Below are 16,929 nucleotides of genomic sequence, written 5' to 3'. Positions count from 1 at the left end.
AGGACGCCGTGGCCGAGGTTGAAGATGTGCCCGGGGTGGCCATCGTTGTCGGCGAGCACCCGGCGTGCCCCAGCGAGCGCGACATCGGCGCCGGCGAGCACCAGAGCGGGGTCGAGGTTGCCCTGCACGACCGTGCCCGCCCCGAGGCGACGCCGCGCTCGGGCGATCGAGCTCCGCCAGTCGAGGCCGATCACCTGCGGCCCGGCGTCGAACATGCGCTCGAGCAGGTGGTCGCATCCGATGCCGAAGTGGATGCCCGGCACGCCGGGGTGCCGCTCGGCGAGCTCGGCGAAGACCCGTTGCGAGTGCGGGAGGACGAACTCGTCGTAGTCGGCGAGCGACAGCGACCCGGCCCACGAGTCGAAGAGCTGGAACGCCGCAGCGCCATGCGACAGCTGGACGTCGATGAACGTGACCGCGCTGGCGGCGAGACGATCCATCAGCGCGTGCCACAGCGTCGGGTCGGTGTGCATCATCGCCTTCGTGTACCGGTACGTCCGGCTCGGCGCGCCCTCGATCAGGTAGCTGCCGACGGTGAACGGGGCACCCGCAAAGGCGAGCAGCGGCACGTCGAGCTCGGCCAGCAGCAGGTCGACCGTGTCGGCGACGTAGCCCACGTCGGACGCGGCGAGCGGCCGCAGCCGGTCGAGGTCGACGGCACGCCGGAACGGCTGGTCGGCGACGGGCCCGGTGCCGGGCGCGACATCGACGCCGAACCCGACGGCGTGGGGTGGCACGACGATGTCGCTGTACAGGACCGCGGCGTCGACGCCGTACCGCCTGACCGGCTGCATCGTGATCTCGGCCGACAGCTCGGGCTGCTTGATGGCATCGAGGATCGAACCCTCGCCGCGGACCGCCCGGTACTCGGGCAGGCTGCGGCCGGCCTGCCGCATGAACCAGACCGGGGTGTGCGGTGCACGGCGGCCGAAGGCCGCTGCGAGGAAGGGGGCCTCGTCGCCCTGCGTGTCGGAAGTGGACGACATCTGGGGGAGGACGCTACCTGGCCCGATAGAGTATCTCGACCCCCAATTCGGTGGTCGCGAGATGGCCACCGAGACGGCCCATCACCACGACATCGATGACGCAACACCATCCCGATCTCGCCGACGAACAGGCCTACATCGACCACGCCTACGAGTGCCTCGAGCAGAGTCGTGAGGCGGCCTGGAAGCTGCGTGACCTCAACGAGGCCGACCTCGGCGGCACCTTCCAGGCGCGATTCGAGCGGAATGCGTTCGACGAGGCGCTGGTCAAGCGGCTGACCGACCTCGACCTGGGCGACGCGGCGCTGGTGTTCGGGCGCATCGACCGGTATCGAAACGGCGACGACGGGGCGCCCGACGAGGGCGACCCCGACAACATCGAGGGCTTCCACATCGGCCGTCTCGCCGTCGCCGACGAAGATGCCGAGCCCGTCGTGGTCGACTGGCGCGCTCCGGTCGCCGAGCCGTTCTACCGTGCGACGGGGCGCGACTCGATGGGCCTCGCACGCCGGCGGCACTTCGCGGTCGAGGGTCGGACGCTGCTCGGCATCGAGGACGAGCTGTTCGGCGAGGGGCACCTGGGGCTCGGTCACGACGAGGGCCTCGCCGAGTCGACGGGTGAGGGTTCGCTGCGCGGGTACAGCACGCTGATCGCATCGCTCGAACGGGGCCGTACCGGCACCCTCGGCGACATCGTCGCCACCATCCAGGCCGAGCAGGACGAGATCATCCGTTCGCCGCAGGCCGGCGTGCTCGTCGTGCAGGGCGGGCCGGGTACGGGCAAGACGGTGGTGGCGTTGCACCGCGCCGCCTACCTGCTCTACACGCACCGCTTCCCGCTCGAGGACCAGGGCGTGCTCGTGATCGGGCCGAACCGCGTGTTCCTCAAGTACATCGAGCAGGTCCTGCCGTCGCTCGGCGAAGCCGGCATCGAGCAGGTGGTGCTCGGTGACCTGATCCCCGACGTGACGTTCGCCCCGCGTGGCACGGCGACCGACAGCCCGCTGGCCGAGCGGATCAAGGGCGACGCGCGCATGAGCGACGTGATCGATCACGCCGTCAACGACCGTGAGCGGCCCCTGCGCGACGACCTCGTCGTCCCGTTCCGGTCGGGCTACGTGCGACTCCGCGTCGACGAGAGCGCTCGCATCGTCAAGCAGGGTCGGCGTCGGTTCCGCCGTCACAACAGCGCGCGCCGCTGGGTCGAGGGCGAGGTGTGGGCCGCGATGGCCGCCACGTGGCGAGGCGGCGATGCGACCCCCGGTGAGGTGCGTGCCGACGTCCGCAGCCTCCCCGAGGTCCGCGAAGCGCTCGAGCGCATGTGGCCCGTCCTGACCCCGGCCCAGCTGCTGCACGACCTCTTCGGCTCGATGGCGCTCCTCCGGCTGGCTGCCGGTGACGTGTTCGAAGAGCGCGAGTACAAGGCGCTGCACCGGCCCCGCAGCGAATCGGTCGACGACGTGCGGTGGACCCCGTCCGACGTCGCCCTGCTCGACGATGCCCGTGAGGTGCTCGGCCCGCAGCCCGGCAAGGGCGGCAAGGTCGACGAGTCCGACGAGATCCGCACGTACGGCCACATCGTCATCGACGAGGTGCAGGACCTGACCCCGATGCAGCTCAAGATGGCGACGCGACGGTCGCTCAACGGGTCGATGACCGTGGTGGGCGACATCGCCCAGGCGACCGGTCCGATGGCGCCCGACGGCTGGGACGAGGTGCTCGAGCACCTGCCCGAGCGCAAGCCGCCGCGGGTGATCGGGCTGTCGGTCGGCTATCGCATCCCGGCCCAGATCATGGATCTCGCCAACAAGGTCATGGCCGTCGCCACCCCTGGCCTCCGCATGCCCGAGTCGGTGCGCGTCGGCGAGACCAGCCCCAGGGTGGTCGCGAGCGACTCGCTGGTCGACGGCATCATCGACGAGGTCCGGTTCCTTCGCGACGACATGAGCAGCGGCAGCATCGCCGTGGTCGCACCCGACGAGCTGTGTGACGACATCTCGGCCGCGTTCACGGCTGCCGGCCTCGATCACGGTCGCGCCAGCTCGGCCGGTCTCGATCAGTCGTTGACGGTCGTCGCGGTCAGCGTCGTGAAGGGTCTCGAGCTCGACGCGGTGGTGGTGGTCGAGCCGTCGCGGGTGGCCAACGGCCACCAGCACGGGATGCGATCGCTCTACGTCGCCCTCACCCGGAGCACCCAGCGCCTGTCGATCGTGCACGAAGACGCGCTGCCCGAACCGTTGCGCTGACTCGAGGTCGGGCGCGGCGACTCACGCGATCTCGATCGCTGCCGGCTCGCCGGCGATGACGCCACCGCCGGAGGGGACGAGCGCGACCGTGGGTCGGGCGGTCAACGCGCAGCTGCCTGGAGGCGGGCCGCGAGGCCTTCCATCGCCCGGACGCCGTCGCGGACGAAGCGGCCGGGGCGCCACCGGATGGTCCTGGCGGGGACGAGCTCGAGGATCGTCACCAGCATGCTGGGTGAGGCGAGGAGGTGGAGCGTGGCGTCCCGCTGGGCTCGCCGGCCGACGCGCACCGCCGCGTTCCACACGAGGTACTTGCGCTCACCGTCGGCGTCGCGGTCGTGGTCGATGGTCAGGTCGGCGAGCGGCTCGTCGAACAAGCGCCCGGACGTCGCCAGCTCGCTGGCGAGGACCGGGCTGATGAGCACGGGTCGCACGATGTCGGTGCCGCCGCCGCGCCGCCCGCTCGCCACGCCGGAGAGGGGTGGTGCCGCCGCGCCGGGCCGGTGCCCGGCCTTGGCGTGGAAGTCGCGGGCATGCTCGAACCCGACCGTCAGCGCGGCGTTCCCGCCCCGGAGGAGGTCGCTCAGTGGAGCGTCGCCCGCAGCGTCGTCGTGCACGATCGTCGAGCCGGTCCCGAACACCTCGATGTGGTCGATCGGCTGTCGGTCGGGCACCCCGTCGACGCGGCCCATGGCCGAACCGTAGCCGCTGCCGGCCGACGGCGTGTCTCGGCGTCGTCAGCGTTCGAGGTAGGCGTCGATCACGTCGTTGAGGATCTTGTAGCCCTTGCTGGCGTCCGCCGGGCGCAGGCGGGTCACACCCGTCTGGGCGAGCTCGATCGCCTGCTCGAAGTTGAACACGTCGTCGGGATCCTCGCTGCGGATCTGCAGCTCGGCTGCGAACCACAGGTCCTCGATGCGCGCGAGCGTCGACACGTGGCCGTCCTGCTCGATGATCCGCTCGTCGAGGTCGAACATGAGGGTCTCGATCTCGTCGAGCAGCTCGGCGACGGGGGCGTCGGTGGCGACCGGTGGCAGCGTCGTCGACCCGGCGGAGGCGGCCGGTGGCGTCGTGACCGACGAGTCGACGTACGTCGTCCCGCAGGCGGCGAGTGCGGACGCAGCGACCACGGCCCCGACCACCACGGCGACGAGACGGGTCACGGGCCGTCCGCTCCGGGGCGTTCCGTCTGTGGCCGCTGCACCATGGGCACGGGGGCACTCTACGGTCCACCCGCAGACTGCCCACCCCGGCGGCCGAACCCGGTCGCGACGACCCCACGGGCCGCGGCGGGGCGGCCGGCCGGGCGTGCGGCGAGCCAGTCAGGTCGTGCGGGTGGTCGTCAGGCGCTCGCCCAGCAGGTCGACGGCGTGCGTCCAGCCGCCGTCGACGATGCCGAGTTGCTCGTCGGAGGGCAGGCCATCGTGCGTCAGGCGAAGATGGGCGCCATCGCCGTCGGCCTCGATCCGCACGTCGACCGTCTCGGTCTCGCCCCAGCGGTACCGCAGGTGGTTGGGGCGGTCGACGACCTCGAACTCGCCACGCATCTCGAACGGCGTGCCGTCGATGTCCATGCTGACGAGGATCTGACCGCCCACCCGGACGTCCCAGGTGTGCACGGTCCAGAGCATGTCGGGCGCACACCCCCACCACTGCGTGAGCAGCGCGGTGTCGGTCCAGGCGTCGAAGACGCGGTCGGGCGAGGCGGCGTACCGCCGTTCGAGTTCGAGTCGTCGGGTCATCGCGGTTCCTCCTGAGGATCGTCGTGCAGGACGTCGTCGAGTCGGTCGAGGCTGGCTTCCCAGGCGGCTCGGCGCAGTGCCACCCAGTCGGTCACGGCGTCGAGCGGATCCGAGGTCAGCCGCAGTTCGTGGACCCTGCCGTGCGGCGTCCGCTGAACCAGATGGGCGCGCTCGAGCAGCGCGACGTGGCGGCTGAGGGCTTGCTTGCTGAACGGGAACTGTCTGCCCAGCTCGGGCGTCGTCATCGGTCCCCGCGCCAGGCACTCGACGATGGCCCGCCGATGCGGGCTGGCGAGCGCCTCGAACGTGCGGTCCAGCGTCGGTGATGTCACGGCCGCGACCGTACGACGACGACGGTCAATCGTCAACACATAGGTTGACGATTGTTTGCGGCGGCGACACCGATCGCCTTCGCCGTCAGCCGCGCTTCAGCCGCCGGAGCCAGCTCTCGCCGTGGCGGAGGCGACGGTCGAGTTGCTCGATCGTCGCCGTCGACACCTTGGTGACCCCGGCGAGGCGGTTCATCTCGCCCTGCACCCTGGCGTGGTTCCAGCCGGTGATGTCGACGAGGCGCTTGGCGATGTCCGCGTTGCGGGTTCGCAGGTCGTCCTTCTGTTCGGCCACGCTCATCGAACCCCACGGAACGACGCCCGCCTCGGTCGGGACGTCGGGCAGATCGATCGTCAAGGATGCGTCGTCCGCGAACGACGGCTCGGGCACATCGGGCTCCGCGTCGAACCGGGTCGCGTCGAGACGGTCGGTGCCGAACCCGCCCGGGTGCTCCACGAGCGTCGAATCGACGTGGCTCGCGTCGATGTGCTGGACGCCGTCCTCGGTCACCGCGTGGAACGTGACGCCGGTCGCCGTCGACGAGACGACGCTGAACAACGACAGCTGCTCGACGAGCGCGTCCTCCTCGGGCACCTGCCGGTCGAGCTGATCGCCGGTGTGCTCGGCGGCCTCTCCGGGTGGGCGGAGCACGTGCCGGCGCGCCTCGGCGATCGCGAAGGCGTGTGCCCGTAGCCGCGGATCGTCGGGCACGTAGACGTACGCCTTCTGGCTCGGCCGCCCGGCCTGCCAGCGCACGAAGCGGCCGACCGCCTGGCGGAAGAACAGCTCGGTCGCCGTGGTGGTCGAGTAGACGCCGACCCGCAGCCGCGGGATGTCGACGCCCTCCGACACCATCCGCACCGCCACCAGCCACGGCCGGTCGTTGTCTGCGAACTCGGCGATCCGTCTCGACGCCGTCGGGTCGTCGCTCACGACGACGTCGGCGGTGGTGCGCAGTCGGTCGCGCAGGAGGCGGGCGATGCCCTGCGCGTGGTCCTGGTCGGTGGCGATGACCAGACCACCCGCGTCGGGTTGCTCGCGCCGGATCTGTTTGAGGCGGTCGTGCGCTTGGGTGAGCACGGTCGGGAGCCAGTCGCCGTCGAGGCTCAGCGCGGTGCGTAGCCGGGCCGACACCTGATCGCGCGCCAATTCGTCGGCGAAGCTCGCCCGCAGCACGTCGCCCGACGGCGTGCTCCACTCCATCTGGCCGTCGACCCGGGGGAAGTACACCGGCCGGACCACACCGCCGTCGCGCAACGCGTCGTCGTAGCCGTAGGTGTAGTCGGCGTGCGCCAGATCTCCCTCGGCGGTCACGTCGTACCGGACGAAGGGGATTCGGGCGCTGTCGCTGCGGAACGGCGTGCCCGACAGCGAGAGGCGCTTAGCGGCGAGCTCGAACGCCTGCTGGATGCCGTCGCCCCACGCCCGCTCGTCGCCGGCGTGGTGGACCTCGTCGAGGATCACCATGCCGTCCGCCGCGAACCCGCGCAGCCTGGCCGCGGCCGGCCCCATCGCCACCTGCTGGAACGTCGTCACCAGGCCGTGCACGTCGCGGGCGAGACCCTGGCCTGGTGCCCAATCGGGGTCGAGCTGGAGGCCCATCCGGTGGGCGGCCAACGACCACTGCACCTTGAGGTGGCTCGTCGGCGCGACGACGATCAGGTGCCGCCGGTGCCCGCCGGCCGCCCACTCGGCGAGCGTCGCGCGGGCGCAGGTCAGTGCGAACGTGGTCTTGCCGGCGCCCGGTGTCGCCACGGCGAGGAAGTCGGCAGCGTCCCCGGCCCGGAAGCGATCGAAGGCGGCGCGCTGCCATGGGCGGAGGGTGAACGAGCTCATGGCGGGGTGCCCGATTCTGGCCGGTGGCACGACCGCCACCAACCTGCCAGACTGATCCGATGCGCATGCGGTGAGCCCGGCCCGACCCGACTCCTCGAAAGAGCTCCCCATGTCAGCAAACCTGTCCGTTCACGACCTGACCGTCACTCGTGGCGCGCAGCCCGTCCTCGACCGCGTCGACCTCACCGTCGCCCCCGGGAGGCGCATCGGCGTCGTCGGGCCGAACGGCGTCGGCAAGAGCACGCTGCTCGCGGCGTGCGCCGGTGCGATCGCACCCGACGCCGGGGCGGTGCGGCTCGTGCCGCCGGCCGCGACCGTCGGTTGGCTCCACCAGGAACCCGAGCGAACCGGCGAGACCGTGCGGGCGCTCCTCGCCCGGCGAACCGGCGTGACGGGTGCGCAGGCCGAGCTCGACACCGCGTCCGAGGCCGTCGCGGCGGGTGAGCCGGGCTCGGCCGAACGCTACGACGTCGCGCTGCAGCGGTGGCTGGCGCTGGGGGCGGCCGACCTCGATGCGCGGATGGGCGTCGTCGCCGCGGAGGTCGGGCTCGGCGAGCAGCTGCTCGACCAGCCGACGCGGGATCTGTCCGGCGGCGAGAACGCGAGGGTCGGGCTGGCGGCGCTGCTCCTCTCGCGGTTCGACGTCTACCTCCTGGACGAACCGACGAACGACCTCGATCTCGACGGCCTCGACCGGCTCGAACGGTGGGTGCTGGGCACGCCGGCGCCGATGCTGCTCGTCAGCCACGACCGGCGGTTCCTCGACCGCGTCGTCACCGACGTCGCCGAGATCGACGAGTTCTCCCACCGGCTGATCCTGTTCGGCGGTGGATGGGCCGCCTACCTCGACGAGCGCGAGCGCACCCGCCGGCATGCGTGGGAGCGCTTCGAGGCGTACGACACCGAGCGCCGCTCGCTCGCCGCCAGGGCGCAGCGCCAGCGTGAGTGGGCGCAACAGGGACGGGCCAAGGTCCGCCGCTCGGGCGAGACCGACAAGTTCATCCGGGCGTTCAAGATCGACCAGACCGAGCAGCTCGCCGGCAAGGCGGCGCAGACGAAGCGGGTGCTCGACCGGCTGGAGGCCGTCGACAAGCCGAGGGAGCCGTGGCAGCTCCGCCTCGACGTGCCCGATGCCGGGCGCAGCGGCGACATCGTCATCCGCCTGCTCGGTGCGACGGTCGAGCGGGGCGATTTCGTGCTCGGTCCGATCGACGTCCTGATCGCATACGGCGAGCGGGTCGCTCTCGTGGGCGGGAACGGCGCCGGCAAGACGACGCTCATCGATCTCGGGCTCGGGAGGATCGAGCCGAGTGCGGGGACCGCGAGGCTGGGTGCCGGTGTCGTCGTGGGCGAGATCGAACAGGTGCGACGGCAGCTCGACGGCGCGGGCACGCTGCTGCGCTCGTTCGTCGACGCGACCGGCATGACGATCGGCGACGTCAGGACGCTGCTCGCGAAGTTCGGCCTCGTCGGCGCCCACGTCGAGCGTCCGACGGCGTCGCTGTCGCCGGGCGAGCGGACCCGGGCCTCGCTCGCGCTGCTGATGGCCACCGGCGCCAACCTGCTCGTGCTCGACGAACCGACCAACCACCTCGACCTGCCGGCGATCGAGCAGCTCGAGCAGGCGCTCGACACGTTCGAGGGCACCGTGCTGCTCGTCACGCACGACCGCGAGCTGCTCGACCGCGTCCGGATCACGAGGACGCTGCGGTTGGACGGCGGCCGGCTCGTGTGACGGCGCTCGCGGCAACGCCGTGACGCGGCGATGCGGCGACGCTGCGGAGCGGCGCCGCCGCGTCGACTGCGTCAGATCGGGAGCGCGGCGGCGAGGATCCGCTCGAGCGCCTCGAGGCTGAAGTGCTCGGCGCCGAGCCCGTAGTTGTGCTCGGTCATCTCGCGGACGAGTGCGGGCGACGCCAGCGCGGCCTCGACCGCCTCGACGACGGCGTCGGTGATCTCACCCCGGCACTCGACGAACCGGAACCCCAACGGCCCGATGTCGGCGTCGTAGACCGGATAGCGGTTCACCAGCGCCGGCTTCTCGAAGTACACGGTCTCGAGCAGCGCGTTGCCGAATCCCTCGATCTCGCTCGGGTACGTCACGAAGTCGGCGTGCGGGTAGACGTCCCAGAGCGCGAACGTCTTCGTGCCGTCCGGTGCGACGGCGCGCGCCGCCGCGACCCGGTCGGCGATGTGCAGGAGGTCGACACCGGCGCGCTCGGCGAGACCGCGGAGCTCGGCGAGGTACTCCATCCCCTCGTCGCCGGCGTCGTGGGGGATCACCAACTTGACGCCGGCCGCGTCGATGCGAGCGGCGAGCTCGATCGCGAGGTCGATCCGCTTCCGCGGGACGACCCTCGTCGGCTGCAGGACGAGGAGGTCGTCGGGCGCCACCCCGACCGCCTGCCGGAAATCGCGGTTGAAGTCGTCGATGCCGGGTGGCGGCGTTGCGAAGTCGAACACGTTGGGAAGCAGGATCGAGTCGACGCCCTGTCGGGCAGCGAGCTCGCGCCGTGCGATGGAGTTGATGACCGCGTGCGTGACGTTCGGGAGCACCGGCGGGAAGCACTCGTCGACGACGCCGGGCACGGTGCTGGTCGCGAATCGTTCGCGTTCCCATCCGAAGTCGTGATGGTGCGCCAAGGTCGGCAGGCCCCGCTCGGTGATCACCCTCGTCAGCGCCACACCGAGCGAGAGGTGCATCGGGAGCGCGAGCGCCTGCTGGACGATCACCATGTCGACGGCGAAGTCGTCGAGGAACGAGCGGAGGTGGTGGGACAGCTCGCCGGCGTGCTCCTCGATCTCGGCCGCCAGCGCGGGGTCGGGTGCGTTCTCGCCGGTGCCGAACGCCCGGTGGACGTGGTCGGCTGCGACGGGATCCTCGAAGTGCATCGCCGGTACGACCGTCCCGTGCAACCCGGGTCCGAGCGCGCCGGCGCAGTGGACGACGCGATGACCCCGTCGCTCGAGGACGGCCGTCAACTTGGCCGACTCGAGGCTGACGCCGTCGGTGCCGGCGAGGCGGGTGGCGACGACACCGACGATCATCGGCGACCCGGTCGTCTGTCATCCGCCACGTGCCAACGGGTCCGGGAGGTCGTCGGGGGCCGGCGAAGGCCGCGCTCAGCGGTCGGCTCTGCGGAGCCAGGCATGGTGCCATCGTGGCAGGTCGATGGACGGGCCGACGACCTGCCCACCGTCGATCTGCTCCCACGTGCCGCCCGGTAGGTCGTAGGACACCTGCCGGCCCGACACGTTGACGACGACGAGTGCCTCGCCGCCCCCTCTGCCCGTTCGCTGCACCACGAACAGCTCGTCCGGAGCGTCCAGTAGGAGCTGCTCGGCGTCCGGATGGAAGGCCGGCGACGAGGCACGCGAGCGCAACAACGTGCGTAGCCGCGACCACGTTCGGGATGCCCGTGCCGAAGGATCGGTGAGCGCGCGCCCGATCTGGTCGATGTCGAACGTGGCGCGGTTCAGGTCCCGCCCCTGCCCGCTCGCGAGGTACGCGTCGCGGTCGTTCGACGATGCCGTGAGTGAGTGCACGTAGAGGAGGGGTAGGCCACGGAGCGCGAGCGGGATCGCGTGGGAGGCGACGTGGCGCTCGAGCGCCTCCTCGTCGGAGTGGTCGGCGGCGAGCATCGAGAACCACGTGCCGGTCAGCTCGTACCCGGCCTCGGTGCCGTCGGGCAACCGGCGCCGGTTGACGACGCCGCCGGCTCGTGCGCACGTGTCCTCGAGCCGCTGCCGATCCGCCGCACCGAGCAGCCCCTCGACCGGACGGAGCCCGACGCCGTCGTGCGAGGCCAGGAAGTTGAGGAACGTGGTGTCGTCGCGGTCGAACGTGAGTGACCGCGCCCAGTCGCGCAGGGCGACGGCCGAGCCGCTCAGGAACGAGTGGAGGGTGAGCGGCGGCAGCGGGAACTGGTACACGGCCTGCGCCTCGCGGACGCCGGGCGGTCCGAAGTAGCTGATGTTCTCGCCGTGGGGGACGTTGGTCTCGGTGATGAGTGCGATGTGCGGGTCGACCTCGTCGAGGCACGCACGGAGGAACTGGACGATCGCGTGCGTCTCGGGCAGGTGGATCGACGAGGTCCCCTCCTGCTTCCAGACGAACGCCACTGCGTCGAGCCGGATCGCACGCGCGCCGGCGGCGACATACGACAGCACCACGTCGGTCGCGGCCAGCAGCACGGCGGGGTTGCGGTAGTCGAGGTCGATCTGGTCGCGGGAGAACGTGGTCCAGACCGTGACCGGCGTCCCGTCGTCGCGCGTGAACTCGGCGGGGATCGGCGTCGACCTCGGTCGGACGACGTCGGTCAGGTCGGCGTCGGCATCGACTTCGCGGAAGAAGCCCCCGAAGGCGGGGTCGCCGGCGAGGAACCCACGGAACCAGTCGCCCTGCGCCGAGGCGTGGTTGATGACGGCGTCGGCCATCAGATCGGTCGTGGCGGCGAGCTCGGCGATGTCCTCCCAGGTGCCGTGCGCGGGGTCGACGTCGGCGAACGACGTGACGCTGAACCCGCCGTCGCTCGACCAGGGGTGGAAGGGCAGCACGTGCACGCCGGTGATCTCGGGTTGGAGGTGCTCGGTGAGCGCTCGGCGCAGGGTGCGCAGCGGCGATTCGTCGCTCGACCGGAACTGGTTCGGGTAGGAGATCATCCACGCCGCGCGCTCGTCCCAGCACGACACGGGCCGGGGTGCCGTCGTCGCGTCGATGCGCCGCTGGACCTCGTCGTCGACCTCCTCGGCGCGCTCGCCGTACAGCAGCGTCAACACCCGCCGTCGCGTCGCCCGGGCAGCATCGACGGCGGTCACGGTTGCTCCTCTCGTGGCGCAGGTGCGGGCCGGGCCGGTTCGAGCAGCTCGTCGGGCAGGTAGGGCCGGTGCGCCTCGAGCAGCTCGTCGACCAGCTCCCAGATCTGCTCGAGGTCGAGCTCGGCGCCGCTGTGCGGGTCCATCATCGCCGCGTGGTAGACGTGGTCGCGTCGACCCGTGAGTGCTGCCTCGACGGTCAGCGCCTGGACGTTGACGCTCGACTGCATCATCGCCGCCAGCTGGGGCGGGAGCTCGCCGATGCGGGTCGGCTGGACGCCGTTCCCGTCGACGAGGCAGGGGACCTCGACGCAGCACCCCTCCGGCAGGTTCGTGATCAGGCCGGTGTTCGGGACGTTGCCGTACACGACCCTCGGCTGGCCCGTCTCGATCGAGTGGATGATGCCTGCCCCGTACTCGTCGCTGGGCCGGACGTCGATCGTCGACGTCGGGTCCTCGAGGTCGCGACGCAGCTCCTCCCATCCGGCGATCTGCCGCTCGCACCGCCGCGGGTACTCGTCGAGCGGCACCCCGAACCGGTCGATCAGGTCGGGGCGGTCGCGCTTGATGAACCACGGCACGAACTCGCTGAAGTGCTCGCTCGACTCGGTCACGAAGTAGCCGAGTCGCCGGAACACGTCGTACCGGACGGCATCGGAGAGACCCGCGATGCCACCGTCGCTGCGGGCCGCGTCGCCGCGGAACGGCGCGGGATGCGCCGCCCGCTCGACCAGTGCCGGATAGAGGTCGATCGGACCGTCGGCGGTCGCCTGCTCGAGGTCCAGGTAGAACGCCATGTGGTTGATGCCGGCGCAGCGGTACCGGAGCTCGTCGACGGGCACCCCGAGGTCGCCGGCGAGTTGCGCCGCCGTGTGCTGCACGCTGTGGCAGAGGCCGACGGTGGGCACCGTCGACGCCCTCGACACGGCCCAGCACAGCATCGCCATCGGGTTGACGTAGTTCAGGAGCACGGCGTGTCCGGCGACCTCCTCGATGTCGCGGCAGACGTCGAGCAGCACCGGGATCGTTCGCAGGCCGCGCATGATGCCGCCCATGCCGACCGTGTCGCCGATGGTCTGCCGGAGGCCGAACCGCTTGGGGATCTCGAAGTCGGTGACCGTCGCCGGGCGGTAGCCTCCGACCTGGAACGTCGTGACGACGTAGTCGGCGTCGGCCAGCGCCCGGCGACGGTCGGTGGTCGCATCGATGCGGGGTGACGCGCCGACAGCGGCGGCGGTCTTCGCAGCGACGATCTCGGACGTCGCGAGGCGCGCCTCGTCGATGTCGTGGAGCGCGATCGTCGCATCGGCCAACTCGGGCATCAGCAGGACGTCGGTGATCAGGTTCTTGGCGAAGACGGTGCTGCCCGCCCCGATCAGCGTGATCTTGGTCATCCGATGCCGCCTTCGCACGGGTCGTGGCCGAGGTGCTCGGCCTGGTCGCGATCGGGCGACGGCACCGGCAGGTAGGTGTTGCGTTCGTCGCCGGTGCCGCGCAGGAGGAAGGGCGCGGCTGCGTCGTCGTCGAGGATCCGGGTCGTGGTCGGGATGTACCGGATCGTCAGGCCGCGCCGCCACCGGTCCGACCGGTTCGGCTCGGAACCGTGGATGATGGCGGGATGGTGCACCGAGACGTCGCCTGGCGCCATCGTGAGCAAGACGACGGTCGACGGATCGACGTCGACGGGCACCTCTCTGCCGAGCACCTCGTCGCGTCCGCTCTCGACGAGCTCGACCGGGGGCGAGCGGTGGCTGCCGGGGACGACGCCGAGGCAGCCGTTGTCGGGGGTCGACTCGGTGATCGCGAGCCAGAGGGTGACGACGTCCATCGGGTCGAGAGGCCAGAAGCCGGCGTCGTGGTGCCACGGGACGCGGCGCCCGGTCCGCGGCTCCTTGCAGATGTAGTGCGTCGCGAACAGGGCGATGTCGGGTCCGATGTACTCCTCGGCGACGTCGAGCAGGCGGTCGTCGGCGACCAGCTCGTACCAGAAGGGGTCGGTGCGAGCGAGGCGATGGCCGAGTTGGTCCGGACGGAGCTCCGGGTTGCTCGCGAGCAGCCAGTCGACGTGCCGGTCGGCGCGGGCGACCAGTTCGGTGTCGAGGACGCCCCGGTGGACCGCGTAGCCGGCCTGCTCGTACGAGCTCGGCGCTGCGGCGCGCTCGGATCGTGCCGTGGTGGTCACAGCACGGGCGAACGCCTCGGTGTCGACGCGGTCGCGGCTCAGGTGTGCGGCGCTCACAGCATCGCCACCACGTAGTCGTAGATGCGCCGATCGATGCGCAGATCGTTGAGCTCGCGCCCCAAGCGCGCGATCTCGGGGTCGACGTGGTCGGGGATGCTGACGATGTCGTCCGTCGCCAACCGGCGTCGGTTCAGCTCGATCGAGAGCTCCAGCTCGGCGCGCTCGCGATCGAGCACCAGCTGGCGATGGGTCAGCCGGTAGCGGTCCTCGCCGGTCGCGCGGTCGAGCTCGCCGGTGACATGCACCAGCTGGTCCTGCAGCTCGCCGCGGCGCGCCTCGAGGGCGGCCAGCACGGCGGGGTCGGGTCGGGACCGATCGCGCCCGACGCGCACGGTGGGCAGGCCGTGGACCTCGAGCGTCGGACGAGGGAGCGTCGCGTCGACGGGCGATGCCTCCATCGGTGTCACGAGGTCGGCGATGACCTTGCCGGGCAGCGACTCCACCTCGCCGAGGTCCCCGCCGGCGACCGACACACGCTGCCGGCGGGCGCGCAGTGCGTGCGGCGCTGTGTCGGGGTTGAACGTGCGGACCACGCTGCCCGCTGCGGTCTGCTCGATCCCCGTGATCGGCAGATCCTCGCCGAACACCGGCCAGCGATCGTGCGATCCGGTGGCATCGGCGCCGACCTCGACCACCAGTGGCGGCTGCTCGAACGTCTCGCTGATCCGGTACAGCTCGGTCGTCGCAGCTTCGCCGGGCAGCACGGCGATGCCGAGCTCGTGGCGAACCGATCGCTCGCAGCGGGCGCCGGGCACGTACAGGGCCGGCCCGGCATCGCCCTCGCGGTGTGCGAGCCCGGTGCGGGCGACCCACTCCACGGATCGTCGGAGGGCGAGCGACACCGAACCGTCGGCGCCGGATCGGTACGACCGGATGCCCCGCCCGAGGGCCATCCACGTCGCATCGGGTCCGCGGAGCGCCACGAACCCGTGCATCGGGAACTCCTCGACCCGATCGACCTCACGCTGGCCCATCAGCACCGACGCAAGACCTGGATCGATCTCCCTCGGCAGGAGGTCGTCGTCGACGTGGGCCCGCTCGACCAGATCGAACGGCATCGCCGCCAGCGCGGTGTCGGTGGCGACGCCGGTGTCGAACTCGGCGTCCACGCGGAAGCCGCACCCGTCGGAGTCGAGGTCGATGGTGACCTCGACCACCGGCCCGGCGTCGAAGCGGATGGTCAGGGTTGCGCGAACGTCGACGCCGTCGCCGAGGTAGCGGCTCTCGATGCTGACGATCGCATCGACGTCCGACCGGCTCTCGACGACCGGGTCCGAGACGGTCTCGCACGTCCCCAGCACGGGGCCGATCTCGCTCGAGTACGTGTCGCCGTCGTCGGTCCGGACGACGAGCCGGGCGAGCTCGCGACCGTCGATCCGGAGCCCGCGGCGGTCGACCTCGGCGCTGAAGTGGTCGTTCGACCAGGCGAATCGCTCGACGACCTCGTCGCAGCGCTCGACCGCGACGCTCTCGGTGACCGGCCACACTCCGATGCCGCCGGTCGCCGACCGCACGACTCGATCGTCGACGCGCTGCGACATCTGGGTACCGAACGCCGTGGTGGAGACCGCATATGTGCCCGGCCGGAATCGAGCCATGATCGTCGCCAGCGACGCCTCGATCTCGTCGGTGGTCGCGTCGAGGATCCGGCGGTACGAGCGCTCCATGCGCTCGTGGACCTGGTCGATGCTCACGCCGCAGATGCAGTCGTGCACCCCGTTGCGGAGCAGCTCGCGGCTGGCCTGCTCGAACCAGCCGTCCGGGGCGTCGCGGCCGCACGCCGCAGCCATCGCCGCCAGTGGCTCGGCGCGGCGGAGGACCGCCTGCTCGGCGTCGTGGTGCAGGACCTTCAGGTACGAGCGGGTCGCCAGGCTGCCGGGGAAGGTCGCGCCGAACCGACCCGACAGCAACTCGCCGGCGACGGCCGGTCGGTCGGCGCCGCGCTCGGCGACCGCCTCCACGTACCGGCGGGGCGACGAGGCCAGGACCTCGATGTCGGCCGGCAGGCCACCGGCCGCCTCGTAGTGGCGGGCCGGGTCTTCCGGTTCGGTGTCGAGGTCGTAGCCGTCGAACAGCGGGATCGGATGCCCGCCGTAGTGGGGTTCGAGCTTGCGGGTCTCGGCGACGAGCCGGTGGACCGCGATGTCGGCGGTGCGCGAGATGCCGTACAGGTTGCGATAACCGCCGAACAGGTCGACGGCGAGCACGCTCGAACCATCGGCGCCGACCCAGTCGAACGCCGGGTGCATCGCCGGCACGCCCCGCCAGACGTACGCGGCGTCGACGCCGACCATCGACAGCATCTGCGGCACCTGTGAGACGTGGCCGAACAGGTCGACGAGCCAGGCGACGTCGGCGGACCCGCCGAACGCGGCGGCGTCGGCGGTGCCGTACTGCAGGTTCCGGAGGTGAAGCTGACCGCACACGATGCGCCAGTCGGCCTGGCTGTAGACCGGCCCGATGCCGAGCGAGCCGGCGGCGACGAGGCGCCGTACCCGGTGGCGGTAGTCGGGCCGGGTCGCGATGAGGTCCTCGATGACGAGTGTCTGGCCGTCGAAGAGGTACTGGTAGTCCGCGTTCTGCGCGACCCGCTCGTCGAGGGCGTCGATCAGGTCGGGGATCCACGCCGTCGTGTACTCGTGCGTGAGGAACCACTCCCGGTCCCAGTGGGTGTGGTTGATGAGGTGCACGGACGCCGTCTGGGCGGTCGGCGACTGGCCGATGTGTGTCATGTC

13 protein-coding genes are annotated in these 16,929 nt (G+C 71.4%); 2 read left to right on the top strand and 11 right to left on the bottom strand.

All coding sequences use genetic code 11. The features are described from left to right. Positions 1-986 (bottom strand): uroporphyrinogen decarboxylase (gene hemE, locus QNJ12_RS12980; RefSeq protein WP_300623081.1); only part of this gene is annotated, 986 nt, incomplete at its 3' end. A gap of 95 nt (positions 987-1,081) precedes the next feature. Between hemE and QNJ12_RS12975 the strand changes: the two genes are divergently transcribed. After that, complete coding sequence (locus QNJ12_RS12975; RefSeq protein WP_300623080.1) at positions 1,082-3,232, top strand: ATP-binding domain-containing protein; 2,151 nt, start codon at positions 1,082-1,084, stop codon at positions 3,230-3,232. A 101-nt stretch (positions 3,233-3,333) separates the two neighbouring features. Here the strand turns inward: QNJ12_RS12975 and QNJ12_RS12970 are convergent, their stop codons facing one another. The 5 genes from QNJ12_RS12970 to QNJ12_RS12950 form a co-directional block, all read right to left on the bottom strand. Continuing rightward, on the bottom strand, positions 3,334-3,921 hold the full coding sequence (locus tag QNJ12_RS12970; RefSeq protein WP_300623079.1) for a hypothetical protein: 588 nt from the start codon (positions 3,919-3,921) through the stop codon (positions 3,334-3,336). 45 nt (positions 3,922-3,966) lie between these two features. After that, entirely contained in the window at positions 3,967-4,392 is a 426-nt protein-coding gene (locus tag QNJ12_RS12965; RefSeq protein WP_300623078.1) for a hypothetical protein, read from the bottom strand. 159 nt (positions 4,393-4,551) lie between these two features. Next, the gene (locus tag QNJ12_RS12960; protein ID WP_300623077.1) at positions 4,552-4,971 is read right to left on the bottom strand and encodes an SRPBCC domain-containing protein; all 420 of its coding nucleotides are present in this window, start codon (positions 4,969-4,971) and stop codon (positions 4,552-4,554) included. After that, complete coding sequence (locus QNJ12_RS12955; RefSeq protein ID WP_300623076.1) at positions 4,968-5,303, bottom strand: helix-turn-helix transcriptional regulator; 336 nt, start codon at positions 5,301-5,303, stop codon at positions 4,968-4,970. The genes QNJ12_RS12960 and QNJ12_RS12955 overlap by 4 nt, the downstream gene beginning before the upstream one ends. Before the next feature lie 85 nt (positions 5,304-5,388). Continuing rightward, complete coding sequence (locus QNJ12_RS12950) at positions 5,389-7,137, bottom strand: DEAD/DEAH box helicase family protein (protein ID WP_300623075.1); 1,749 nt, start codon at positions 7,135-7,137, stop codon at positions 5,389-5,391. 109 nt (positions 7,138-7,246) lie between these two features. Between QNJ12_RS12950 and QNJ12_RS12945 the strand changes: the two genes are divergently transcribed. Then, positions 7,247-8,872 (top strand): ABC-F family ATP-binding cassette domain-containing protein, encoded by a 1,626-nt coding sequence (locus QNJ12_RS12945; protein ID WP_300623074.1) that lies wholly within the window; start codon positions 7,247-7,249, stop codon positions 8,870-8,872. Positions 8,873-8,943: 71 nt separating this feature from the next. On the opposite strand, the gene QNJ12_RS12940 is transcribed toward QNJ12_RS12945, so the two are convergent. From QNJ12_RS12940 to QNJ12_RS12920, 5 genes are all read right to left on the bottom strand, one after another. Beyond that, positions 8,944-10,185: a glycosyltransferase family 4 protein gene (locus tag QNJ12_RS12940; protein ID WP_300623073.1), complete on the bottom strand. Its 1,242-nt coding sequence runs from the start codon at positions 10,183-10,185 to the stop codon at positions 8,944-8,946. A gap of 75 nt (positions 10,186-10,260) precedes the next feature. After that, entirely contained in the window at positions 10,261-11,955 is a 1,695-nt protein-coding gene (locus tag QNJ12_RS12935) for an alpha-amylase family glycosyl hydrolase (RefSeq protein ID WP_300623072.1), read from the bottom strand. Next, complete coding sequence (locus QNJ12_RS12930; protein ID WP_300623071.1) at positions 11,952-13,346, bottom strand: alpha-glucosidase/alpha-galactosidase; 1,395 nt, start codon at positions 13,344-13,346, stop codon at positions 11,952-11,954. The genes QNJ12_RS12935 and QNJ12_RS12930 overlap by 4 nt, the downstream gene beginning before the upstream one ends. Continuing rightward, on the bottom strand, positions 13,343-14,191 hold the full coding sequence (locus QNJ12_RS12925) for a phytanoyl-CoA dioxygenase family protein (RefSeq protein WP_300623070.1): 849 nt from the start codon (positions 14,189-14,191) through the stop codon (positions 13,343-13,345). The genes QNJ12_RS12930 and QNJ12_RS12925 overlap by 4 nt, the downstream gene beginning before the upstream one ends. After that, positions 14,188-16,926, bottom strand: coding sequence for a hypothetical protein (locus QNJ12_RS12920; protein ID WP_300623069.1), 2,739 nt, complete (start codon positions 16,924-16,926; stop codon positions 14,188-14,190). The genes QNJ12_RS12925 and QNJ12_RS12920 overlap by 4 nt, the downstream gene beginning before the upstream one ends. Between the last annotated feature and the right edge of the window lie 3 nt (positions 16,927-16,929).

The organism is Ilumatobacter sp., from assembly GCF_030065885.1.
Lineage (GTDB): Bacteria > Actinomycetota > Acidimicrobiia > Acidimicrobiales > Ilumatobacteraceae > Ilumatobacter.
The sequence above is the reverse complement of the archived record's forward strand: the minus strand, read 5'-3'. Positions and strand labels throughout refer to the sequence as shown.